The sequence below is a fragment of the Frateuria sp. GZRe14 genome, from assembly GCF_051900395.1.
Taxonomy (GTDB): domain Bacteria; phylum Pseudomonadota; class Gammaproteobacteria; order Xanthomonadales; family Rhodanobacteraceae; genus Frateuria_A; species Frateuria_A edaphi.
Map to the genome: position 1 here is coordinate 200001 of NZ_JBHZGJ010000002.1, position 21534 is coordinate 221534.

Here is a 21534-nt window from a genome sequence, read left to right on the forward strand (position 1 = left end):
CTGCCCGAGTTATCCGAGCGACGCGCCGGCGCGCTACGTGCTCGAGCTGCCTGCCGGGACGGCACGACGCGTCGGCGTGGAATCAGGCGACGAGCTGAAGGTCGAAGGCGACATCGGTCCGGTACGCTGACCGGCGCCGCGCTGACAGGGAAGCCCCACCTGGTAGGGGACCAACCGCGACGGGTCGAGCCGCTCCAGCACCGCCCAGTCGTCCTCGAACGGAATGAACTGTTTCACGGGTGTCTCCTGTGCCGGGTACGGAGACAGGAAAGCAGACGGCCCGGTCCGCACGATGACGGAACCGGGCCGTTTGATGACAGGCGCGAGGCGCGCGTCAGTCGGTCTCGACCATTTCGAAGTCGTCCTTGGTCGCGCCGCAATCAGGGCAGGTCCAGGTGTCAGGCACGTCTTCCCAGCGCGTGCCGGGCTCGATGCCTTCCTCGGGTACGCCTAGCGCCTCGTCGTAGATGAAGCCGCACACCACGCACATCCATTTGCGCGTCGCGGGGGGTTGGGCGTCGGTGCTCATCGGATCGTGTCTTCGTCTGCAGTTGAATGGGCCATTCTCGCAACTCCCCCGCCCGAGCGAAAGCGCGGCGACCTGAAAGAAGGACTTCCATGCCCTATCTCCCATCAAGTGGCTTGTACGCGATCACCAATGGTCCGCGTAGCGACCTGGTGCAGGTCGTCCGGGACGCGCTGGCCGGCGGCGTACGTCTGCTGCAGTACCGCGACCTTGGCGATGACCACGCACGCCGCCATGCCGAAGCGCAGGCGCTCAAGCGGCTGTGCGACGAGCATGGCGTGCCGCTGTTGATCAACGGCGACGCCGCGCTGGCGCAGGCGGTCGGCGCCGCTGGCGTACATCTCGGTGAGACAGCCGAGGACCTGGCCAGCGCGCGCGATCGGCTTGGTCCCCAGGCGATCATCGGCGTGTCCTGCTTCGATTCGCTCGAACGCGCACGCGGGATGGTCTCGGCAGGTGCCGATTACGTTTCCTTCGGCGCCTTTTTCCCCTCGTCGACGTTGCCGCGCGCGCGCATGGCACCCCTGGAGTTGCTGAGGCAGAGCGCCGCACTCGGCGTGCCGCGGGTGGCGATCGGCGGCATCACACCCGAGAATGGCGCGGCCCTGGTCGACGCTGGCGCCGACTACCTCGCGGCCATCTCGGCCGTGTTCGGCGCCACCGACGTGCGCGCGGCCGCGCGCCGCTTGGCCGACCTCTACCGTTTCCCTTCCAGCGAGTCCCATCCATGACCACCAACCATGAACTTTTCCAGCGCGCGCAGCGGCTGATGCCCGGCGGCGTCAATTCGCCGGTGCGCGCGTTCAAATCGGTCGGCGGCGAGCCCTTCTTCACCGCGCGCGCCGACGGCGCCTACCTGTGGGACGTGGAGGGCACGCGCTACATCGACTACGTGGGTTCGTGGGGCCCGATGATCGTCGGTCACAACCATGCACACGTACGCGGAGCCGTCGAGCGCGCCGTGCGCGATGGCCTGTCCTTCGGCACGCCTTCCCCGGCCGAGGTGGCCATGGCCGAGACGATCACGCGTCTGGTGCCTTCGGTGGAAATGGTGCGCATGGTCAACTCCGGCACGGAGGCAACGATGTCAGCCATCCGGGTGGCGCGTGGCGCGACCGGGCGCAACAAGATCGTGAAGTTCGAAGGCTGCTACCACGGCCATGGCGACAGCTTTCTCGTCAAGGCCGGCTCCGGCGCCCTGACCTTCGGCGTGCCGACCTCGCCGGGCGTGCCCAAGGCAGCCGCCGACCTGACGCTCACCCTGCCCTACAACGACCTGCCGGCGGCCGAGGCCCTGTTCGCCGAACACGGGGCCGACATCGCCGGCCTGATCATCGAACCGGTCGCTGGCAACATGAATTGCATCCCGCCGACGGACGGCTATCTCAGGGGCCTGCGGGAGCTGTGCACGCGCCACGGCGCGCTGCTGATCTTCGACGAGGTGATGACCGGCTTCCGCGTGGCGCTGGGTGGCGCGCAAGCGCATTACGACGTGACGCCGGATCTCACGACTTTCGGCAAGGTGATCGGCGGCGGCATGCCGGTCGGTGCCTACGGCGGGCGGCGCGATCTGATGGAGCAGGTCGCGCCAGCCGGCCCCATCTACCAGGCTGGAACGCTCTCGGGCAATCCGGTGGCCATGGCGGCAGGCTTGGCCATGCTGGAACTGATCCAGGCCCCGGGCTTTTACGACGCGCTGGCCGCACGCACGCGGCTGCTCTGCGACGGCCTGCAGGCGGTGGCAGACGCCGAAGGCGTGCCGTTCACCACCAACCGGGTTGGCGGCATGTTCGGGCTGTTCTTCACGGGCGAGAAGGTGACGAGCTACGCACAGGCCACGGCGGCCGACGCGGCGCTGTTCAATCGCTTCTTCCATGGCATGTTGAAGCGCGGCGTTTACCTGGCGCCGAGCGCGTTCGAGGCGGGATTCCTGTCCAGCGCGCACAGCGAGAAGGACATCGCGGACACGCTGGAAGCCGCCCGGGGCGCGCTGCGCGAGGCCAGGCAACAGGGGTGAGTACAGCCATTCGCTGCGTGCTGTTCGATCTCGACGGCGTGCTCGCCGACTACGATCGCGGCAGGCGGGTAGAAACCTTCGCGCGGCATCTCGGGCACCGGGCCGAAGCCGTGCACGCGGCGATCTACGCGTCCGGCATCGAGGATGCCGCCGACGCCGGCCTGCTCGATGCACCCACCTATCTGTCGGCGCTTGGGCGCGAGCTCGATCGCGACGTCGATGCGGAGGCCTGGGTCGATGCGCGCCGAGCGGCAACCCGCGTCCGACCGCCCGTGCTTGAACTTGCGGGTCGGCTCCGCGATCAGGGGATCGCGGTGGCCGTGCTGAGCAACAACGGTTTATTGATGGCCGAACGCTGGCCGGTGATCGTGCCGACACTGCTGCCGTTGTTCGAACGCCGGTTCTTCTGTTCGGCCCAGCTGCAGGCGCCGAAACCTTCGCCCGTTGCCTACCTGCGATGCCTCGAGGCGCTGGCCATGCCGCCCGCGGCCACGCTGTTCGTCGACGACAGCGACGCGAATGTCGCCGGCGCCCGCAAGGCCGGCCTGGTCGCGCACCACTTCACGGACCTGGAGCAGTTGCGTTCCGCGCTGGCGAACTGCGGCCTGGCCTGAGGCCGCCTACCAGCTGCCGGTGTTGGGCATCGACGACCACGGCTCCTGCGGCGACAGGTGGCCGTCCTGCAGCAGCTCGATCGAGATCAGGTCGGGGGAGCGGACGAACGCCATGTGTCCGTCGCGCGGCGGGCGATGGATCGTGTAGCCCATGTCCTTCAGTCGCTGGCAGGTGGCATAGATGTTCTCCACGCGGAAGGCAAGGTGGCCGAAGTTGCGCGCCGAGCCATAGTCTTCCTGGGAGTCCCAGTTGAAGGTGAGCTCGATCTCCACCTCGGGGCTGTCCGGCGCGGCAAGGAACACCAGGGTGTATTTGCCCTCGGGAACCTCTTTGCGGCGCGCCTCGCGCAGACCGAGGCCGTCGCAGTAGAAGCGCAGCGACGCGTCGAGGTCACGCACGCGGACCATCGTGTGCAGATACTTCATGGCGTGTCTCCGGCAGGGGTCGCGAGGAAGTCGGTGAATGCCGCGCGCAGGCGCTGCAGGCCTTCCGCCAGTTCCTCGTCGGTGATGGTCAAAGGCGGAAGCAACCGCAGCACGTCGGGCCCGGCCTGCAACAACAGCACACCGTGTGCAGCGGCGACGTCGAGGATGGCGCCGGCCTTGCCGCGATGCGGCGCGGCCAGCGCCGCGCCCAACATCAGGCCGCGGCCGCGCACTTCATCGAAAAGGCCCAGGTCGGCATCGATGGCCGCCAGGCTGGCACGCAGTTCGTTGGCCTGGCGCTCCACGTTGAGCAGCACCGCGGGCGAACCCAGCTTGGCCAGCGCCACGCGCGCCACGGCAGCGGCCAGCGGATTGCCGCCGAACGTGGAACCGTGCGCGCCGACCTGCATGGTCTGCGCAACCTTCGGACCGGCCAGCATGGCGCCGATAGGAAAGCCCGCGCCGAGCGCCTTGGCCAAGGTCACGATGTCCGGCGCCACGTCGTCCTGCACGTGCGCGAACAAGGTGCCGGTGCGGCCCATGCCGCACTGGATCTCGTCCAGCACCAGCAACGCCCCATGCCGGTCGCATTGTTCTCGTACCTGCTTGAGGAAGCCGGGGGCCGCCGGTCGCACGCCGCCCTCGCCCTGCACGGGCTCCACCATCACGGCGGCCACGTCGTCGTGCGCGAAGGCCATCTGGAGCGCTTCAACGTCGTTGAACTCGATGTAGCGGAAACCACCCGGCAGTGGCTCGTAGCCTTCCTGGTACTTCGGCTGCGCGGTGGCCGTCACCGTGGCCAGGGTGCGTCCATGGAAGGAGCCACGGAAAGTGACAATGGTGCGCCGCCCGGCATCGCGCCCCTGCGCGGCCGCCCAACGGCGCACCAGCTTGATTGCAGCCTCGTTCGCTTCGGCCCCCGAGTTGCACAGGAACACGCGCTCGGCAAAGCCGGATACCTCGACCAGTTCCCGCGCGAGCTTCAGCGGCGGCTCGGTGTAGAACACGTTGCTGCTGTGCCAGAGCTTGTGCGCCTGCGCGGTCAGCGCGGCGAGCAGGTCCGGGTCCTGGTGGCCCAGGCTGTTGACCGCGATGCCCGCGCCGAAGTCGAGATAGTCGCGCCCCTGCGTATCCCAAAGCCGCGCGCCGACGCCATGGTCGAGCACGAGCTCGCGCGGACGGTACACCGGCAACCAATAGCGCCGGGCCAGGTCGATCAGGGGAGCGTCTTGCGGGGACATGGCCTCTCCGTCGGCGCACGGGCGCCGTCGCAACGTGCGTGGGAATGCGACCGGGGCGTCGCCCGCACATGCTAGCACCGCGACCCCGGCGGCCCGAACGGCTCCGGCTGTAACAGCCGCACAAGGTGTATCACTGCTGTTACACCCCGCGCCAAGCCCGGTTCTATGCGGCTTGCGACCGCCGAAAGGCTCTCGGCGCGCGGCTGCCTGTAACACCCGTGCGGGATTCGTTTGCCTGCATCCGCTCAAAAACCGCGCAGTGGCGCGGTCTGGCGGCCTTCGGAAGCTTTGGCATGGCGCTTGCCACCAGGGCTCTCACCGAAGGAACGAGCGTGCCATGGAATCCGCAGTCGCCCCCCACCGCCTTCTCGCGCTCCCGCCGTTCGCGGCCATGATCGCGCTGGTCGGCATGCCGTTCGCCAGCCATGCGGCGGATGCGCACCGCGCGGTCGACGCCAGGCCGGGCGACATCGTGTTGTTGCGCACGGTCTCCACGCGACCGGCCGCGCGGCCGGCACCGCCGGGGATGGCGCTGATGGTCTCGCCCTCGCCACAGCCCGAAATCTTCGCCTCGCTCGACAGCAGCGAACTTTCCGACGACGACATCGCGCAATTGGGCGCCACGCCCTCGCCCACCGCGCAACTGCAATCGACCGTGGGCCAGACGCTCGACGGCATGCTGGTCCGCGGCGGCGGCAGCAACACGGTGGCCGGCAACGGCGTGAGCAACGCGGTCGCGGCGCCGATCGGCGCGGTCGGCAACGCGACCGGCGGCATCGGCGACCAGGTGCAGGGCGCGCTGGCGCAGTTGCCCTTCGGCACCGGGCATTGATCGCCATGCGCCGCGCGACCGTTCTCACCTCTCTCGCCGCGCTGGCTATGTTGAGCACCGGCGTCAGCGCGGGCGATGACGACTACGCCGCCATGCTCGGCTACCTCACCAGCAGCCGCCTGGATGGCCATGTCTTGAAGGGTGCCGACGGCAGCGTCGCGGTGAACCTGGCGGCGGGCGACCTCAACAGCCAGGCCAACCTGCGCGCCTTCGCCACCGGGCCGGATGCGCAGGCCTGGATCGACGCGCGCCAGCGAACGCTTGGCAACCAGGCCAATGCGCCCACGCACGCGCAGGCCACCATCGCCGGCGACGTCCTCGCCGGGGCGCACGGGCTCGTATCGATCAACCAGGCCAGCGGAACGGCGAACACGCAGCTCAATGCGGTCGCCGCGGCGCTGGCCAGCCAGGGCATACGCGAAACGACGGACGGATCCCTGTCCGCTGCCGTTTCGGCGTCGGCAGAAGTGCAGCCGGGAGCGGGCGCCGGCGTACCGGGCGAAGGCACGCGCAGCGTGTCGGTCGCCGCGGGCGCCATGCAGGGCTTCCGTGGCGTGCTGCAGCTCAACCAGACCGCGGGATCGGGCAATGCCACGGGCAACGTCCTTTCGCTATCCGTGTCGGAGCTACCGCGGTGACCACCATAAGAATCGGAGTGAGGACACCATGAACGCATCCAAGAAGACCCTGATCGCCCTGGCGGTCGCCACGCTGTTCGGCAGCCCGATGGCTTTCGCGAATGGCCACGACCAACACCACTCGCCGTTCGATTCGGCGGCGGTCGCCACGGTCGACAACAACCAGTCGGTGACCGGCAACGTCACCGCCAACAACAAGCTGAAGAACACCAGCTCCATCGATGACCGCACGGCCGCCCAGGCCTCGGGCAACATCGGCATGAACGTGGCTTCCGGCGACAACAATGCCCAGGACAATGCCGCTGCGCTCGCCGCCACCGACGCCGACTTCGCCTTCGGCCTGGCCGATTCCGAGATCGACGTCGGCCAGTCCGGCATGGGCAACGTCACCGTGAACGAAGGCGTCAAGAACGATGCCTACGTCACCGACAACGCCTTCCGCTGGGCCTCGGGCAACATCGGCGTGAACGTCGCCTCGGGCAACAACAACCAGCAGAAGAATGCGCTGGCCGCCTCGGTCGCGACGACCAAGTTCGCCCATGCCGGCGTGAGCGTGGACCAGGCCTCCTCGGGCAACATCGTTAGCAACGCCGGCCGCGTGGAGAAGTACTACGACACCACCACCGTGCACATGAGCGGCACGGTGCAGGGCTACTCGCTGGGCCTGGGCGCGGGTGGCTATCAAGGCCAGACCAGCAGTACCTCCTACGGCGTCGAGGGCGGCCTGTGGACCGTCGGACCGTTCCCGGCCGGCTTCTACGGCGGCCTGACCGCCAGCGAGTCGCAGGGCCAGGAGCAGGGTCAGCTGGGCTTCGTCGAGGTTTCCGCCAGTGACCTGCTGGCCGATCTGTGCGGCACCGTGCAGACCGCCCGCTACGTCGTGGTCAACGCCACCAACGACGCCAGCCTGTCGGGCAATGCCTTCCAGCATGCGACCGGCAACATCGGCGTGAACGTGGCCTCCGGCACCGGCAACCTGCAGGCCAACAGCCTGTCGCTCGCCGTCGCGCAGCCCAGCCCGTAACAACATCGGCCAAGGCAGGCCAACGAGGGCGGTACCCGGCTGTCCGCAGCCGGGTTCCTATGGAACCCCCCGGCCCGGCCCCTGCGGGCCGGGGGGACTTCCTCCCACTGGTGACATCCATGCGACTGATGACCCGCACCTTCCTGCTCTGCAGCCTCGCGCTTGGCGCGCTGGCCTCCGCGCGCGCCGGCGAGGTGCGCTTTGGTGGCGTGCTGCCCAATGGCGGGCTGTACGCACATCCCGTGGAGAGCATGCAGGAGGCGCGCTACCGCAACCTGGTGCGGCAGGAAACCGACTACAGCTGCGGCGCCGCCGCGCTGGCCACGATCCTGCGCTACGCCTACCACCTGGACGTGGACGAGGCGGTGGTGATCCAGGGCATGCTGGGTCTATCCGACGAGAATCTGGTCAAGCAGCGCGGCTTCTCGCTGCTGGACATCAAGCACTACGTGGAAGCATTGGGCATGCGCGGCCGCGGCTACCGCGTGGACGAATCACGCCTGCGCAGCCTGCGCGTGCCCGGACTGGTGCTGATGGACGTGCGCGGTTTCCGTCATTTCGTGGTGCTCAAGCAGGTCCAGGGCAATACCGTGGAACTGGCCGACCCGATGCTCGGCAACCGCAGCGTTTCCATCGCCGAATTCCTCCAGGCCTGGCCGTCCCGGGCCGTGTTCGTGGTGATCGGCAACGACTTCGATCGCAACACGGTGCTGCTGCAGCCGGAGGGCAAGGCCAGCGCGCGTGCCCTGTATGCCCGGCAAGGACCCATTACCGATGCCGAACTGGTCGACTTCGGCTTCAGCAGCGCCGATCTGTTCTGAGAGGAACTTAAAGCCATGCCTCGCCGTTCCCTCCCCTTTCTCGCCGCCGCGCTGCTGCTGGCCCCGGCGCTGGGCGCGCGCGCGGCCGACAGTGCACCCGGCACCGGGCTGCACGAGCTTGCCGACACCGAGCTCAATGCCATGCGTGGCCGTTACACCGTCGACGACCACACTGTCGCGTGGTTCGGCGTGACCATGATCTCGACCTGGCAGACCGCCAGCGGCCAGCTGCTGCAGGGGACGCTGGCCTTCGGCATGGATTTCGGCAATGGGAACGGCCAGCCCACGCTCAACTTCACCCCAAGCGTGACCCTCACCAAGGCCGATGCCCCGGTACCGATGCCCGCCACCGGCACCCGCAGCGTCGATGGCAGCGGGCTGGCCAACGTCGGCGGCCTGCTGCAAAGCGTGCAGGTGGCCGGCGACGGCAACCTCGCCAGCAACGTGGCCCGGTTGACCATCCGCAACGGTAACGCGCCCGCCACCACGGGTAGGGCCACCGGAACCGGCGGCGCCAGCGTGAGCGACGGCAACGCGAACGTCTCGGTCGGCTTCGACGGCCAGTCCGCCGGCGTGCAACTGTCCATCGACGGCCAGGGCACGGTGCAGCAATGGATCCGCAACGGCAGCCTCGGCCAGAGCGTGCAGCTCGCCGCGGATGGCCAGAGCGTGAGCAACCGGCTGGAGATCGACCTGGTACGCCAGGTGTCATCGGCCAACACGCCGCTTGCGCTGAATGTGGCGCAGGCGATCGGCCTCACCCGAGGCATTGCAGGGAACTGAAGCGCGCGCCACCGCCCGGCACGCCTCCGGTCCAGGGGAGCAACACCATGCACAAGACCTTGTTAGCCACCGCCGTGGCCTGCGGGCTGCTGATCGGCCTGCCCTTCGACCTCGCCGCCCAGGCGGCGCCCATGCCGCAGGACGAAGCCCAGGTGCAGACCTTGCTGGCCCAGCTGCAGGCGCTGAAGGCCAGCTACGCGCAGCAGGTACGCCAGCTTCGCGAGCTGGACATGCAGGTGCAGGCGCTACAGGCGAAACTGGCCGGCAAGACCGCGCCACCCTCGCTGCCTGCACCGGGCGGCACGCCACCGACGGACCGGGTGGCGCAGGCCGGCACGCCGCCGGCCGACGAAGGTACACGTGCCGGCAGCGCCGCCCAGGCCGAAGCCGCGCGCCAGGAAGCGCCCACCCGCAGCCTGAAGGATGCGCTGCAGCAGGAGCACGCGCTGTTCGACCGCAAGTTCACGCTGGAAAACAGCGTCAGCTACGCCCGCTACGACCGCAGCCAGATCACGCTCAACGGCTTCCTCGCACTGGATGCGATCTTCCTGGGCAACATCGCCATCGAGGACGTCAAGTCCGACTCGCTCACCTACAACCTGGCCGCGCGCTACGGCGTCAGTCCGCGCCTGACATTGAACCTGGACGTGCCCTACCTCTACCGCAAGACGGTCTACCAGAAGGGCGGCGCGGGCGGTTCGGCGGCGGCCATCGCGGAGGAGGACACCACCGGCGCGGGCCTGGGCGACATCGGGTTGAGCGCCAACTACAAGCTGTTGGACGAGACCGGCTCGCGGCCCGACACGGTGCTGACCCTGGGCATCACCGCGCCGACCGGGCAATCGCCCTACGGCATCGACTGGAAGGTGCTGCAGCGCGACGACGACCAGTACATCAGCTTCGCCGTCCCGGACAAGCAACCCACCGGCAATGGCGTATGGCAGGCGAACCTCGGCCTGTCGGCGGTCAAGACCATGGACCCAGCGATCGTGTTCGCCAACCTCGGCTACATCTACTCGAAATCGCGCGACTTCGACGACATCAATACCGATCCGGAAACGCGGAACCCGGGCACGGTCAAGCTCGGCAACACCTATTACTTCGGTGCGGGCGTGGCCTTCGCGTTCAACGAGCGCACCAGCCTGAGCCTGTCCTTCGCCGACAAGCTCAGCGCCAAGGCCTCGCTGCGCTACAAGGGCTCGCCCTGGTCGAAGGTGATCGGTTCGGACGCCCATGCCGCCACCTTCAACATGGGCGTGACCCATGCATTGAGCCAGCACACCACGCTGGTCACCCTGCTCGGCATCGGGCTGACGCCGGACGCGCCGGATTTCAGCCTGAGCTTCAAGGTTCCCTACATGTTCTAGCCGCGGCGGACCGGGTCGGACGACCCGGTCAAAGCTGCTCAGGGCGCGGCCTGCGCCAGCTCGTCCAGCGCCAGGCCGTGCTTCTTGCACAGGCGGTAGACGGTGACCCGGGCGATGCCCAGCCGCCGCGCGCATTCGCTGACGTTGAAGCGGGTCTCGCGCAGGCACGCGACCAGCGCATCGCGCTCGGCCGACACGCGCACGCGTTCCAGCGCGGCCGGCGCATGGCCCGGACGCACGGGCAGGTCTAGGTCGTGCACGCTGATCAACGAATCCTCGGCGACCACGGCGGCCCGTTGCACCCGGTTGACCAGTTCCCGCACGTTGCCTGGCCAATGGAATGCGCGCAGCGCGCGGCGTGCGGCCGCGCTGAAGGCGAGCGCGCGGCAGTCGTGTTGTTCGCGGAAGGCGTCCAGGAAGTGCTGCGCCAGCAGTTCCATGTCGCCGCCGCGTTCGCGCAGTGCCGGCATCTGCACGCGCAGCACGTTGAGCCGGTAGTAGAGATCCTGGCGGAACCGGCCGGACGCGACCGCCTTTTCCATGTCCACGTGGGTGGCCGCCAGCACGCGCACGTCCGCATGCAGGCTCTGGCTGCTGCCGACCCGCACGATGGTGCCCTCCTGCAGGAATCGCAGCAGACTGGTCTGCGCGTCCAGTGGAAGGTCGCCGATCTCGTCCAGGAACACGGTGCCGCCGCTGGCGCTTTCGATATGGCCGATGCGGCGGGTGGTGGCGCCAGTGAACGCGCCGCGTTCGTGGCCGAACAGTTCCGACTGCACCAGGTTGCCCGGCAGCGCTCCGCAATTGATCGCGACGAACGGCCGCCCTGCCCGCGGCGACAATTGGTGGATGACGCGCGCGGCCACTTCCTTGCCGGTGCCGGTTTCGCCGGTGATCAGGACCGGCAGGTCCACCGGCGCATACTTGCGCAGGCCGATCCGCAGCGCCCGCATCGCGTCACTGGTGCCGACCAGGCCGGGCATGTCCGGTTCGCTGCGGGCGGGCATCCCGCCCACGGCCAGGCGATCGAGCGCCTCACTTAGGCGCGGGAAGTCGATGGGGCTGGTGAACACCGCCATGCAGTCGCGCAGGATCGATGTCACGCGGGGCTCGTGCGCGGGCGTCTCGGGCGAAACCAGCGCGATCCAGGGCACGCCCGGATGCTCGGCAACCATGACCTCCATCGCTCCAAGCGTGTCCAGGTCTCCCTGGCGGAGGTCGGCCAGTGCGACCACGACATCGCCGTTGCGGGCGCCCACGCCGCTGGCCTGCACGTCGGCCACGCGCACCGGCCAACCTGAACGCGCCAGTCCGTTGCGTTCGGCGCCGTCGGGCCGTCCGAACCAGACGACACAGCGCCTGGGTAATGCCAATGCCGCGGTCATCGCCACCTCCGCCCCTGAACGGATGTCCTGTGTCGATCAGCCGGTGATTACCGGCTGCGATGCCGCCCCGTCCGGGGGCGGCGGACTGTGATGAATATCACAAAACCGGGTGGAGGACCTAACGACAACTTCCGTGAAGGAGAAGTCAATCCAGGAAGAGATCCGGCAGGAGGGGCGCGCCCGGCTGCACCGCGTACGGGTCGAAATCGACCACTCCTCGCGCCCGCAGAACGTCTTCGTCGAGGGCGAAATGCCCGCTGTAGTCCCGCGCCGGGCGGGTAAGGACGGCATGGGCCGCGTCGGCCACGATCTCGGGCCGGCGGCACTGTTCCGGCCGCACGCCCTCGATCATGCCGATCGCCGCCGTGGCGATCACCGTGCGCGGCCACAACGCGTTGACCGCGATGCCCAGCGGTGCGAACTCGGCGCTCATGCCCAGCACGCACAGGCTCATGCCCATCTTGGCGATCGTATAGGCCGTGTGCGGCGCGAACCATTTGGGATCGAGGCTGGGCGGCGGCGCCAGCATCAGCACGTGCGGATTGGCCGCGCGCTTCAGGAACGGCAGGCAGGCCTGGGTGACCAGGAAGGTGCCGCGCGTGTTGACCTGGTGCATGAGGTCGAACCGCTTCATCGGCGTTCCTTCCACGCCGGCCAGCCAGATCGCGCTGGCGTTGTTGACCAGGATGTCGATGCCGCCGAAGCGTTCGGCCGCCTGCGCCACGGCGTCCCTGACCTGGTCCTCCTCGCGGATGTCCACCTTGAGAGCCAGCGCCTTGCCGCCCGCCTCCTCCACGGCGGCCGCGGCGGTATGGATGGTTCCGGGCAGCCTCGGGTTGGGCACGCCGCTCTTGGCGGCGATGACGATGTTGGCGCCGTCCCGCGCCGCGCGCAGGGCGATCGCCAGGCCGATGCCGCGCGAGGCGCCGGTGATGAACAGGGTTTTGCCGGCCAGTGTGGTGTCCATAGCGATGCATGCGTCCCGGGGAACGGCAGGATACGCCGGCGACGCCGACCCGGATGACAACCATCACTGGACGATCGTGCCGCATGCCTCCACAGTGCGACGGCCTCCACCGGAACTTCCGCCGATGGCCACGCTCTTGCCCTTTCCTGCTCCTCCCGCGGTTGCCGCTGCCACGGCCGCGCCGGTCCTGCGCGTTCACGGCCTGCGCAAGGCCTTCGAAGGTCGCGAGGTGTTGCGCGGGGTGGACTGGCAAGTGCCGGCCGGGCGCGTGATCGGTCTGCTCGGCCGCAACGGCGCCGGCAAGACCACGCTGTTGCGTTGCCTGCTCGGGCTGGCGCCGATCGACGCGGGCACGATCGAACTGTTCGGCGCGCCGATGACCGAACCGGGCGGCGAGCGGCTGCACAGGGTCGGCTTCGTGCCACAGAACTTTGAGCTGTTCCCGTGGATGAAGGTGCACGCGTATCTCGACTTCACCGCCGCCTTCTACGCGCGCTGGAACCACGCGCTGGCGGAGCGCCTGCTGCGGGAGTGGGAGCTCGACCCCAAACAGAAGATCGGCCGGCTCTCGCAGGGGCAGCGGCAGAAGCTCGCCATCGTGCGGGCGATCGCGCCGGAACCGGATCTGCTGGTGCTGGACGAACCGGTCGCGAGCCTCGATCCGCAGGCGCGGCGCGCCTTCATGGCCGAACTGCTCGCGCTGATGCGCGGGCCGGGCAAGACGGTGATCTTTTCGACCCACATCACCGCCGACCTGGAGCGGGCCGAGGCTGACATCGCGTTACTGCGCGACGGCCATATCCAGTTCACCCGCCCGCTGGCCGAACTCAAGGCGCGGCTCTCCCACGCCGTCCTCAGTCGCCCGGCCGGCTGGACGACGGCGCCGGCGCTGGCCGGCGTGATCAAGTCACGCATCGCCGGCGCCAGCCTGCACCTGCTCTTGGAAGACGTGCCAGCGGAGCGATTGCATCAACTGGCCAAGGACGAGGACGCCAGCCTGCGCATCGAGATGCCCACGCTGGAGGACTTGTTCGTGGAACTGGCATGAAGGCGATCGTCCAGCTGTGGCTGCTGCCGAGCCGGCAGATGCCGCTGCTGGGCGTGCTTGCTCATCTCTTGTGGCTGGCCGCGCTGGGCTGCCTGGCGTGGATGACGCCGCACGCCGATGGCGCGGCACTGGCCGCCGGCCTGCTCGCGATGGGCAGCTGGTTCTGGCATCTGGGTCTGGCCACCACATTGCGCAGCGCGTGCAAGCCTGAGACCTTCCTGCTGCCGGCGTTCCGCCGGCATCTGGCGGCCTTCGGGCTGCTCGACGCCATGGTCTGGGTCGGCCTGCCGGCGATGTTGGCGCTGATCATGGGCGTGCCGCACGTGCCGCTCGGGAGCGCGTTGCTGTTGCTCGCCGGGGCGATGGGTTTCGCGATGGGCGTGGAACGCTGGGTGAGCCTGCTGTTCTGGCCACTGCTGGTGCTCGCCGGCTGGATGCCGGGACTGGTCGGCGCGATCGTGCACGACGCGTGGCGTTCGCCGCTTACCTTGCCGTTGTTGCTGCTCCTGGCCGTGTTGCTTCTCCGGCTAGCGCTGCATCCCATGCTGCGGGTGACCGACCGGCCGCCGGACACCTCGCCGCTGGAGGGACTCAGCCTCGGACGCAACGCCAGCGCCGAGACGGCGCCCCGGCGCAGCGCGCTGGGGCGGCGCTTCGAGGGCTGGTTCGACGCGATCGCGCAACGGGCGATGGAGCGCGCGTTGATCCGCTACCGCGAACAGCCGACCGCTGCACGGCGCCGCACGCTCGTACGCCGGCTGCTTTTGCCGCACGACAACGTGGCGGCGATCGGGCTACGCATCGCGATCATGGCGGTGTTCGCAACGCTGTACGTGGTGGTCGCCCTGCACCGGAAGCATTTCAACGCGACCGTGGTGGGTGCCTACGCCGTGCTGATCGCGCTGGCGCGATTCCCGCAGATCGGCCGCGGCATGGCGCGCATGCGTCCCAACCTGGCCGACCTGTACCTGACGCTGGCCCCGGTCACGCGCATCGAGTACCAGCGGGCGCTCGCCGACGCCCTGACGGTGCTGGTGCCGGTCGGCACCGTCACCGCCCTGGCGTACACCGTGCTGGGCATCGTGCTGACCCATGCTGCGCAGCCGGGGCTGATGCTGATGGTGACGCTGATCGTCGCCACCAGTGGGGGCCTGGTCGCGCTGGCGGTGCATCTGATCGGACCGCAGAACGCGGTCGGCCGGCACCTGGTCAACGCGGCCGTGCTGATCGGCACCATGGCAACGTATTGGGCTGGCGTCTGGCTGATCGACGTCTTGGGCTACCTCTTCGGCGGCGGGCTGCTGGCGCTGCTGACGCTGGGCTTCGGACTCGGCGTTTGGTTTGCGGCGCAGCGTGAGTACCAGCGACGCGAGCCCTGCTTCGACGCGCCGCTGGCGTGATGGCTTGCGCTCTCTGCCCGGGCGGGCTGTAGGACGCGGCTCGCAACACTTTTCCGCAAGCCTTGTTCCCACCCCAGCATCCGCCGAAGGAGGGAACAGGCTAGTTCAACGCGTCGACGAAGCGGCGCGGCGCGTTCTCGAAACCGCCGTTGGACATGAACACGACGTGGTCGCCCGGACGCGCTTGCGCACGCAGGGCCTCGACCAGGGCATCCACCGTCGGCGCCGTCCGGCCACGGCCCTGCAGCGCCTCGGTCACGCGAGCGGCATCCCACGGCAACTCGGGGCGGTGCAGGAATACCACCGCGTCCGCATCCGCCAGCGAGGGCGCCAGTCCCGCTGCGTGCGCGCCCAACCTCATGGAATTGGAGCGCGGCTCCAGCGCGACCAGGATGCGCGCCTTGCCGACCCTGGCGCGCAGGCCGGCAAGCGTGGTCGCAATCGCGGTCGGGTGATGGGCGAAGTCGTCGTAGACGCGCACGCCACCGGCTTCGCCGACCAGTTCCATCCGTCGCTTGACGCTCTGGAAGGTGGCGAACGCGGGCAGCAGCGCGCGCGGGTCGGCGCCGGACGCGCTGGCGGCGGCCAGCGCAGCGAGCGCATTGAGCACGCTGTGGTTGCCCAGCAGCGACCAGCGTACCTCGCCGATCGTCTCGCCCCGGTACTGCACGGCGAATACCGAACCATCCGTCTCGACCAGCCGCGCCTGCCAGTCGCCCTGGCCGATCCCGAACGTCTCCACGGGCGTCCAGCACCCCATCGCCAGCACGTCGGCGAGGTTCGTGTCGTGCGCGTTGACGATCAGCCGCCCATTGCCCGGCACGGTGCGGACCAGGTGGTGGAACTGTCGCTGGATCGCGGCCAGGTCCGGGAAAATGTCCGCGTGGTCATATTCGAGGTTGTTGAGGATGGCGATACGCGGGCGGTAGTGCACGAACTTCGAGCGTTTGTCGAAGAAGGCGGTGTCGTATTCGTCGGCCTCGATCACGAACGGCGCGGCCTGGTCGCCCAACCGTGCGGAGACGCCGAAGTTGCCCGGCACGCCGCCGATCAGGAAACCCGGCGCCAGCCCTGCCTGATCTCTGGAGGCGTGGTCCAGCAAATGGGCCAGCAGGCTGGTGGTGGTGGTCTTGCCGTGGGTGCCGGCCACCGCCAGCACCTCACGTCCGGCCAGCACGGTCTCGCCCAGCCACTGCGGGCCCGACACGTAGCGCAGGCGCGCATCGAGCATGTGCTCTACCGCCGGGTTGCCGCGGGTCATCGCGTTGCCGACCACGACCAGGTCGGGCGGGGGCGTGAGGTGCGCGGCCGTATAGCCGTCCATCAGACGGATGCCGAGGGCTTCGAGCTGGGTGCTCATCGGTGGATAGACAGCGGCATCGGAGCCTTCCACGGTCAAGCCGAGTTCGCGGCCGAGCGCGGCGACGCCGCCCATGAAGGTGCCGCAGATGCCGAGGATGTGCAGACGCATGCGTTTCGAAACCCCTCCCTCTCGCCAGTTGGGCTCCCCTCTCCCGCCGGGAGAGGGGCTGGGGGTGAGGGTGTCGGGCTTGCGGTGAGCGGAGCTTTCAAACGGCGGCAAGCTCTCACTTCGCCGCCCCTCGCCCCGATCCTTGCCCCCGTGCCTGATCAGAAGGGGCAGCGGGAGCAGATTGCGTCAGCCGTTGGCGGCGGCCGACTCGCTTTCCAGCGCGCGCTTGATGCGCGCGGTCACTTCGTCCAGCTCGCCGACGCCGTCGACCACCTGCAGCTTGCCGCGCTTGGCATAGAAATCAGCCACCGGCGCGGTCTGTTCGGCATAGACGCCCAGGCGCTTGCGCACGGTGTCGGGATTGTCGTCGGCGCGGTTCTCGGCCTGGAATCGGATCTGGCAGCGGCCGACGATTGCCTCGTTGGGCACCTCGAGCTTGACCACGGCGTCCAGCGGCTGGCCGATGCGCGAGAGCAGATGGTCCAGCGCGTCGGCCTGGGCCAGGTTGCGCGGGTAACCGTCGAGGATGAACCCGTTGCGCGCATCGTCCTGCGCCAGGCGCTCTTCCAGCATGCCGAGCAGGATGTCGTCGGAGACCAGCTGGCCGGCATCCATCACCGCCTTGGCCTTCACGCCCAGCGGCGTACCCGCAGCGACCGCGGCACGCAGCATGTCGCCGGTGGAAATGTGCGGTACGTTGAGATCGGCCTTCAGCCGCGCGGCCTGCGTGCCTTTGCCCGAACCGGGCGCACCGAGTAGGACGAGTCGCATAATGCTCCAGGGCGTGTGGTCCGCACGCACGCTGCGGCGGTTCGTCAGATTTCACCCAAGGGGCGTCAAAGTACCGTCTGGACCCGGTAGCGTCAAACCGAGCCGCGCTCCGATGCGCGGCAAGTCGCTGTTTCTCAAGGGTACATGCCCGAGCTTGCCAAGGAGATCGCCATGAGTCCTGCTTCCCGTTCCGGCCGACTGCTCTATGCACAGTCCGGCGGGGTCACCGCGGTGATCAACGCCACCGCCGCCGGGGTGATCGAGACGGCGCGCGCGCGGGGCGTGCCGGTTTACGCGGCCCGCAACGGCATCCTGGGCGCGTTGCGCGAGGAGCTGATCGATACGACGAAAGAGTCGAGAACCGCCATCGCCGCGCTGCGCCACACGCCCGGCGGCGCCTTTGGCTCGTGTCGCTACAAGCTCAAGTCGCTGGAGGACAACCGCGCCGAGTACGAGCGGCTGATCGAGGTATTGCGCGCGCACGACATCCGCTGGTTCCTCTACAACGGCGGCAACGATTCGGCCGACACCGCACTGAAGATCTCCCAGCTCGGCAAGGCGATGGGCTACGACATCCGCTGCATCGGCGTGCCCAAGACGGTGGACAACGACCTGGCAGTGACCGACTGCTGCCCGGGGTTCGGCTCGGTGGCCAAGTACACCGCCGTGTCGGTACTGGAGGCCAGCCTGGACGTGGCGTCGATGGCCGACACCTCGACCAAAGTGTTCGTGCTGGAAGTGATGGGCCGCCACGCCGGCTGGATCGCTGCCGCCGCCGGCCTCGCCGGCGAAGGCCCGGACGCGCCGCCGCACGTGATCCTGTTCCCGGAAAACGTGTTCGAGGAAGCGGCGTTCCTGGCCAAGGTCCAGGACACGGTCGAGCGGGTGGGCTGGTGCACAGTGGTCGCTTCGGAAGGCGTACGCGACGCGGCTGGCCGTTTCCTCGCCGAGGGCGGCACGCGCGATGCCTTCGGCCACGCGCAGTTGGGTGGCGCGGCCTCGGTGCTGGCGCAACTGGTCAAGGACAAGCTCAAGTACAAGGTGCACTGGGCGCTGCCTGATTACCTGCAACGCTCGGCCCGCCACCTGGCCTCGGCTACCGACGCGCTGCAGGCCTACGCGGTCGGCCGCGCGGCGGTGGAGTTCGCGCTGGCCGGGATGAACGCGGTGATGCCGGTGATCGTGCGTACCTCCGACTCCCCTTACCGCTGGAAAATCGAGCCGGCGGAGCTGAAGAAGATCGCCAACCGCGAAAAGAAACTGCCCAGAAGTTTTGTCCGCCGCGACGGTTTCGGTATCACCGACGCCGCGCGCCGCTACCTGTCGCCGCTCATCCGCGGCGAGGCACCGCCGCCCTACGGCAAGGACGGCCTGCCTGCCTACGTTTCCCTGCGCAACGTGGCGGTAGCCAGGCGCCTGCCTGCCTTTCCCTGAGGCGACAGGCACCCGTTTCCTTGCTGAGCGTCACGTGAAGGCCGTGTGGAGGTGGCTACCATGCGTTCAGTCGCAGATTCCTACGCTGCGAATCACCCGGGCCCCGCGCCCGGCCAAGGGAGAGACACGATGAAATTCCTGCTGAGCGCCCTGTTTGCCCTGCCGCTGCTTGCCGCCAGTGGCGCGGCGCTGGCCGACCAGGATCACGGCCGCGGGCGCGGCCACGACAAGCACGGCCACGACGAGGGCTGGCACGGCCACGGCCATCACCACTGGGAGCGCGGGAGCCGCTACGAGGGCACGGTCGTGGTCATCCACGACTACGAGCGCGTCCGCCTGCGCCCGCCGCCGCGCGGCTATCACTGGGTGCGCGACGACAACAACGATTACGTGCTGGTCGCCATCGCCACCGGCATCATCCTGGACTACGTGCTCAACTGAGCCTTCGTGGGCCCTGACGCGGCCGGGGCGTTTCGCCCCGGCCGCGTGCGTTTCCGGCGCCCGCTGCGGCGCACAACGATCAATCACATCTCCCCTGCCTATACTCGCCGAGGCCGCTGTCGAAGCGGCATTGGGGCGAGCTGCCCGTGAGGCAACCCGCCTGTCGCGGTATCCACTCACCTGGGGAGGCACCGAATGCAGATGCAGGACGGTATGTGGTTGTGGATCGCGCTGGGGTGCGCGGTCCTCGCGATTCTCTACGGTTTGGTCTCGGTACGCTGGGTTCTCAGCCGCTCGGCTGGCAACGAACGCATGCAGGCGATCGCCGCGGCCATCCAGGAAGGCGCTCGCGCCTACCTCAATCGCCAGTACGGGACCATCGCGCTGGCGGGGATCGTCCTGCTGGTTCTGATCGGCTTCTTCCTCAGCTGGTACACGGCGATCGGCTTTTTGATCGGCGCGGTGCTCTCCGGCGCCACCGGCTACATCGGCATGAATGTCTCGGTGCGCGCCAACGTGCGTACCGCCGAGGCCGCGCGCAGCGGCATGCGGGCCGCGATGGACGTGGCGTTCCGCGGCGGCGCGATCACCGGCATGCTGGTGGTCGGCCTGGCGCTGCTGGGCGTGACCGGCTACTGGTTGATCCTCAACACCCTGCACGTGCCCGACCCGCTGCACCCGCTGGTCGGCCTGGCCTTCGGCAGCTCGCTCATCTCGATCTTCGCGCGCCTGGGTGGCGGCATCTTCACCAAGGGCGCGGACGTCGGCGCCGACCTGGTCGGCAAGGTTGAGGCAGGCATTCCGGAGGACGACCCGCGCAACCCGGCGGTGATCGCCGACAACGTGGGCGACAACGTCGGCGACTGCGCCGGCATGGCCGCCGACCTGTTCGAGACCTACGCAGTGACGGTGATCGCCACCATGCTGCTGGGCGGCCTGATGTTCGCCAACGACCCGCACGCGGTGCTCTACCCGCTGGTGCTCGGCGGCGTATCGATCATCGCCTCGATCATCGCCACCTTCTTCGTCAAGGTGCGCGAGGGCGGCTCGATCATGGGCGCGCTGTACAAGGGCGTGATCGTCTCGGCGGTGCTCTCGGCGATCGGCTTCTGGTTCGTCACCCGCGAGTTGCTCCCGCAGGGCCTGCCGACCGCCGACGGCGGCATCGACAGCATGGCGATCTTCTGGTGTGCATTGATCGGCCTGGTGCTGACCGGCCTGATCGTGTGGATCACCGAGTACTACACCGGCACGCAGTACAAGCCGGTGCGGCACATCGCGCAGGCCTCGACCACCGGCCACGGCACCAACATCATCGCGGGCCTGGGCGTGTCGATGAAGTCGACCGCGTGGCCTGTGATCGTGGTCTGCGCTGCGATCTGGGGCGCGCATTACCTGGCCGGCCTGTACGGCATCGCCATCGCCGCCACCTCGATGCTCTCGATGGCCGGCATGATCGTGGCGCTGGACGCCTACGGCCCGATCACCGACAACGCCGGCGGCATCGCCGAGATGGCCGACCTGCCGCCGGAAGTGCGCGGCATCACCGACCCGCTCGATGCGGTAGGCAACACCACCAAGGCGGTGACCAAGGGCTACGCGATCGGCTCGGCCGCGCTCGCGGCGCTGGTGCTGTTCGCCGACTACACGCACAACCTGGCCGTGAACAACGCGGGCCAGACCTTCGCCTTCGACCTGTCCGACCATATGGTGATCATCGGCCTGCTGATCGGCGGCCTGATCCCGTATCTGTTCAGCGCCATGGCGATGGAAGCGGTCGGGCGCGCGGCCGGTGCGGTGGTGGAGGAAGTGCGCCGCCAGTTCCGCGACATTCCCGGCATCATGCAGGGCACTGGCAAGCCGGACTACTCGCGCGCGGTGGATATGCTCACCCGCTCAGCCATCCGCGAGATGATCGTGCCCTCGCTGCTGCCGGTGGCGGTGCCGATCGTGATTGGCCTGCTGCTCGGGCCCAAGGCGCTCGGCGGCGTGCTGATCGGCACCATCGTCACCGGCCTGTTCGTGGCGATCTCGATGACCACCGGCGGCGGCGCCTGGGACAACGCCAAGAAGTACATCGAGGACGGCAACCACGGCGGCAAGGGCTCGGAGGCCCACAAGGCGGCGGTCACCGGCGACACCGTGGGCGACCCCTACAAGGACACCGCCGGTCCCGCGGTCAATCCGCTGATCAAGATCATCAACATCGTGGCGCTTTTGTTGATCCCGTTGCTGTAGGGCCGCCTCGAACCCGCTCCCTCTCTTCTCCGGGGGAGAGGATCGGGGAACGGGCCGCTCTTGCGACTGACCCACTGCCGAAGGCCCTTC

22 protein-coding genes (1 of these 22 cut by a window edge) are annotated in these 21534 nt (G+C 68.6%); 15 read left to right on the forward strand and 7 right to left on the reverse strand.

Annotation, left to right across the window (positions count from 1 at the left end; translation table 11 throughout):
* Positions 1 to 130 carry the 3' portion of a DUF192 domain-containing protein gene (locus tag ACFWZ1_RS15160; protein ID WP_439667048.1) on the forward strand. Its footprint begins 323 nt before the window's first position, so only the last 130 of its 453 coding nucleotides appear in the window; the start codon falls outside the window, past its left edge; its stop codon occupies positions 128 to 130.
* Positions 131 to 334: 204 nt separating this feature from the next.
* Here ACFWZ1_RS15160 and ACFWZ1_RS15165 read toward each other — a convergent pair whose 3' ends face one another.
* Positions 335 to 529 carry a rubredoxin gene (locus ACFWZ1_RS15165; RefSeq protein ID WP_231321720.1) on the reverse strand — a complete coding sequence of 65 codons (195 nt, stop codon included), beginning with the start codon at positions 527 to 529 and terminating at the stop codon, positions 335 to 337.
* An 89-nt stretch (positions 530 to 618) separates the two neighbouring features.
* On the opposite strand from ACFWZ1_RS15165, the gene thiE reads away from it, so the two are divergent.
* From thiE to ACFWZ1_RS15180, 3 genes are read left to right on the forward strand one after another with little or no spacing between them, the layout of a single operon-like run.
* A complete protein-coding gene (thiE, locus tag ACFWZ1_RS15170) occupies positions 619 to 1257 on the forward strand; it encodes a thiamine phosphate synthase (protein WP_439667049.1) in 639 nt (212 codons plus the stop codon).
* The gene (hemL, locus tag ACFWZ1_RS15175) at positions 1254 to 2543 is read left to right on the forward strand and encodes a glutamate-1-semialdehyde 2,1-aminomutase (RefSeq protein WP_439667050.1); all 1290 of its coding nucleotides are present in this window, start codon (positions 1254 to 1256) and stop codon (positions 2541 to 2543) included. The genes thiE and hemL overlap by 4 nt, the downstream gene beginning before the upstream one ends.
* 17 nt (positions 2544 to 2560) lie before the next feature.
* Entirely contained in the window at positions 2561 to 3157 is a 597-nt protein-coding gene (locus ACFWZ1_RS15180; RefSeq protein WP_439667051.1) for an HAD family hydrolase, read from the forward strand.
* A gap of 6 nt (positions 3158 to 3163) precedes the next feature.
* Here the strand turns inward: ACFWZ1_RS15180 and ACFWZ1_RS15185 are convergent, their stop codons facing one another.
* Both ACFWZ1_RS15185 and ACFWZ1_RS15190 read right to left on the reverse strand, forming a co-directional pair.
* Positions 3164 to 3583 (reverse strand): VOC family protein, encoded by a 420-nt coding sequence (locus ACFWZ1_RS15185; RefSeq protein WP_439667052.1) that lies wholly within the window; start codon positions 3581 to 3583, stop codon positions 3164 to 3166.
* On the reverse strand, positions 3580 to 4824 hold the full coding sequence (locus ACFWZ1_RS15190) for an acetylornithine/succinylornithine family transaminase (protein ID WP_439667053.1): 1245 nt from the start codon (positions 4822 to 4824) through the stop codon (positions 3580 to 3582). Before ACFWZ1_RS15190 ends, ACFWZ1_RS15185 begins: the two co-directional genes overlap by 4 nt.
* Positions 4825 to 5161: 337 nt before the next feature.
* Here ACFWZ1_RS15190 and ACFWZ1_RS15195 point away from each other — a divergent pair, with 337 nt between their 5' ends.
* The 6 genes from ACFWZ1_RS15195 to ACFWZ1_RS15220 all read left to right on the forward strand — a co-directional run bounded on the left by ACFWZ1_RS15195 (position 5162) and on the right by ACFWZ1_RS15220 (position 10289).
* Positions 5162 to 5656 carry a hypothetical protein gene (locus ACFWZ1_RS15195; protein ID WP_439667054.1) on the forward strand — a complete coding sequence of 165 codons (495 nt, stop codon included), beginning with the start codon at positions 5162 to 5164 and terminating at the stop codon, positions 5654 to 5656.
* A gap of 47 nt (positions 5657 to 5703) precedes the next feature.
* Positions 5704 to 6294 (forward strand): hypothetical protein, encoded by a 591-nt coding sequence (locus tag ACFWZ1_RS15200; protein WP_231326059.1) that lies wholly within the window; start codon positions 5704 to 5706, stop codon positions 6292 to 6294.
* A gap of 28 nt (positions 6295 to 6322) precedes the next feature.
* A complete protein-coding gene (locus ACFWZ1_RS15205; protein ID WP_231321732.1) occupies positions 6323 to 7318 on the forward strand; it encodes a hypothetical protein in 996 nt (331 codons plus the stop codon).
* A gap of 119 nt (positions 7319 to 7437) precedes the next feature.
* Positions 7438 to 8139: a C39 family peptidase gene (locus tag ACFWZ1_RS15210; protein ID WP_439667055.1), complete on the forward strand. Its 702-nt coding sequence runs from the start codon at positions 7438 to 7440 to the stop codon at positions 8137 to 8139.
* A 15-nt stretch (positions 8140 to 8154) separates the two neighbouring features.
* The gene (locus ACFWZ1_RS15215; protein WP_439667056.1) at positions 8155 to 8922 is read left to right on the forward strand and encodes a hypothetical protein; all 768 of its coding nucleotides are present in this window, start codon (positions 8155 to 8157) and stop codon (positions 8920 to 8922) included.
* 47 nt (positions 8923 to 8969) lie between these two features.
* Complete coding sequence (locus ACFWZ1_RS15220) at positions 8970 to 10289, forward strand: hypothetical protein (RefSeq protein ID WP_439667057.1); 1320 nt, start codon at positions 8970 to 8972, stop codon at positions 10287 to 10289.
* A gap of 38 nt (positions 10290 to 10327) precedes the next feature.
* On the opposite strand, the gene ACFWZ1_RS15225 is transcribed toward ACFWZ1_RS15220, so the two are convergent.
* Both ACFWZ1_RS15225 and ACFWZ1_RS15230 read right to left on the reverse strand, forming a co-directional pair.
* Complete coding sequence (locus ACFWZ1_RS15225; RefSeq protein WP_231321736.1) at positions 10328 to 11674, reverse strand: sigma-54 dependent transcriptional regulator; 1347 nt, start codon at positions 11672 to 11674, stop codon at positions 10328 to 10330.
* Between the two features lie 145 nt (positions 11675 to 11819).
* A complete protein-coding gene (locus ACFWZ1_RS15230; RefSeq protein ID WP_231321738.1) occupies positions 11820 to 12641 on the reverse strand; it encodes an SDR family oxidoreductase in 822 nt (273 codons plus the stop codon).
* 124 nt (positions 12642 to 12765) lie between these two features.
* On the opposite strand from ACFWZ1_RS15230, the gene ACFWZ1_RS15235 reads away from it, so the two are divergent.
* Complete coding sequence (locus ACFWZ1_RS15235) at positions 12766 to 13689, forward strand: ABC transporter ATP-binding protein (protein ID WP_231321740.1); 924 nt, start codon at positions 12766 to 12768, stop codon at positions 13687 to 13689.
* Positions 13686 to 15089: a hypothetical protein gene (locus ACFWZ1_RS15240; RefSeq protein WP_439667058.1), complete on the forward strand. Its 1404-nt coding sequence runs from the start codon at positions 13686 to 13688 to the stop codon at positions 15087 to 15089. The genes ACFWZ1_RS15235 and ACFWZ1_RS15240 overlap by 4 nt, the downstream gene beginning before the upstream one ends.
* A 100-nt stretch (positions 15090 to 15189) precedes the next feature.
* Here the strand turns inward: ACFWZ1_RS15240 and mpl are convergent, their stop codons facing one another.
* Complete coding sequence (gene mpl, locus ACFWZ1_RS15245) at positions 15190 to 16560, reverse strand: UDP-N-acetylmuramate:L-alanyl-gamma-D-glutamyl-meso-diaminopimelate ligase (RefSeq protein ID WP_231321744.1); 1371 nt, start codon at positions 16558 to 16560, stop codon at positions 15190 to 15192.
* A 186-nt stretch (positions 16561 to 16746) separates the two neighbouring features.
* A complete protein-coding gene (locus tag ACFWZ1_RS15250) occupies positions 16747 to 17331 on the reverse strand; it encodes an adenylate kinase (RefSeq protein ID WP_439667059.1) in 585 nt (194 codons plus the stop codon).
* Positions 17332 to 17502: 171 nt separating this feature from the next.
* Here ACFWZ1_RS15250 and ACFWZ1_RS15255 point away from each other — a divergent pair, with 171 nt between their 5' ends.
* The 3 genes from ACFWZ1_RS15255 to ACFWZ1_RS15265 all read left to right on the forward strand — a co-directional run bounded on the left by ACFWZ1_RS15255 (position 17503) and on the right by ACFWZ1_RS15265 (position 21444).
* Entirely contained in the window at positions 17503 to 18765 is a 1263-nt protein-coding gene (locus ACFWZ1_RS15255; RefSeq protein WP_439667060.1) for a 6-phosphofructokinase, read from the forward strand.
* Positions 18766 to 18894: 129 nt separating this feature from the next.
* The gene (locus ACFWZ1_RS15260) at positions 18895 to 19206 is read left to right on the forward strand and encodes an RcnB family protein (protein WP_439667061.1); all 312 of its coding nucleotides are present in this window, start codon (positions 18895 to 18897) and stop codon (positions 19204 to 19206) included.
* Between the two features lie 201 nt (positions 19207 to 19407).
* Positions 19408 to 21444: a sodium-translocating pyrophosphatase gene (locus ACFWZ1_RS15265; RefSeq protein WP_231326064.1), complete on the forward strand. Its 2037-nt coding sequence runs from the start codon at positions 19408 to 19410 to the stop codon at positions 21442 to 21444.
* The last annotated feature ends 90 nt before the right edge of the window (positions 21445 to 21534 follow it).

Excerpts from the sequence above, each read along its gene's own strand:
- ACFWZ1_RS15165 (WP_231321720.1), bottom strand. The coding sequence starts at position 529 with ATGAGCACCGACGCCCAACCCCCCGCGACGCGCAAATGGATGTGCGTG.
- thiE (WP_439667049.1), top strand. The coding sequence starts at position 619 with ATGCCCTATCTCCCATCAAGTGGCTTGTACGCGATCACCAATGGTCCG.
- hemL (WP_439667050.1), top strand. The coding sequence starts at position 1,254 with ATGACCACCAACCATGAACTTTTCCAGCGCGCGCAGCGGCTGATGCCC.
- ACFWZ1_RS15185 (WP_439667052.1), bottom strand. The coding sequence starts at position 3,583 with ATGAAGTATCTGCACACGATGGTCCGCGTGCGTGACCTCGACGCGTCG.
- ACFWZ1_RS15190 (WP_439667053.1), bottom strand. The coding sequence starts at position 4,824 with ATGTCCCCGCAAGACGCTCCCCTGATCGACCTGGCCCGGCGCTATTGG.
- ACFWZ1_RS15195 (WP_439667054.1), top strand. The coding sequence starts at position 5,162 with ATGGAATCCGCAGTCGCCCCCCACCGCCTTCTCGCGCTCCCGCCGTTC.
- ACFWZ1_RS15200 (WP_231326059.1), top strand. The coding sequence starts at position 5,704 with ATGTTGAGCACCGGCGTCAGCGCGGGCGATGACGACTACGCCGCCATG.
- ACFWZ1_RS15205 (WP_231321732.1), top strand. The coding sequence starts at position 6,323 with ATGAACGCATCCAAGAAGACCCTGATCGCCCTGGCGGTCGCCACGCTG.
- ACFWZ1_RS15210 (WP_439667055.1), top strand. The coding sequence starts at position 7,438 with ATGCGACTGATGACCCGCACCTTCCTGCTCTGCAGCCTCGCGCTTGGC.
- ACFWZ1_RS15215 (WP_439667056.1), top strand. The coding sequence starts at position 8,155 with ATGCCTCGCCGTTCCCTCCCCTTTCTCGCCGCCGCGCTGCTGCTGGCC.
- ACFWZ1_RS15220 (WP_439667057.1), top strand. The coding sequence starts at position 8,970 with ATGCACAAGACCTTGTTAGCCACCGCCGTGGCCTGCGGGCTGCTGATC.
- ACFWZ1_RS15225 (WP_231321736.1), bottom strand. The coding sequence starts at position 11,674 with ATGACCGCGGCATTGGCATTACCCAGGCGCTGTGTCGTCTGGTTCGGA.
- ACFWZ1_RS15230 (WP_231321738.1), bottom strand. The coding sequence starts at position 12,641 with ATGGACACCACACTGGCCGGCAAAACCCTGTTCATCACCGGCGCCTCG.
- ACFWZ1_RS15235 (WP_231321740.1), top strand. The coding sequence starts at position 12,766 with ATGGCCACGCTCTTGCCCTTTCCTGCTCCTCCCGCGGTTGCCGCTGCC.
- ACFWZ1_RS15240 (WP_439667058.1), top strand. The coding sequence starts at position 13,686 with ATGAAGGCGATCGTCCAGCTGTGGCTGCTGCCGAGCCGGCAGATGCCG.
- mpl (WP_231321744.1), bottom strand. The coding sequence starts at position 16,560 with ATGCGTCTGCACATCCTCGGCATCTGCGGCACCTTCATGGGCGGCGTC.
- ACFWZ1_RS15250 (WP_439667059.1), bottom strand. The coding sequence starts at position 17,331 with ATGCGACTCGTCCTACTCGGTGCGCCCGGTTCGGGCAAAGGCACGCAG.
- ACFWZ1_RS15255 (WP_439667060.1), top strand. The coding sequence starts at position 17,503 with ATGAGTCCTGCTTCCCGTTCCGGCCGACTGCTCTATGCACAGTCCGGC.
- ACFWZ1_RS15260 (WP_439667061.1), top strand. The coding sequence starts at position 18,895 with ATGAAATTCCTGCTGAGCGCCCTGTTTGCCCTGCCGCTGCTTGCCGCC.
- ACFWZ1_RS15265 (WP_231326064.1), top strand. The coding sequence starts at position 19,408 with ATGCAGGACGGTATGTGGTTGTGGATCGCGCTGGGGTGCGCGGTCCTC.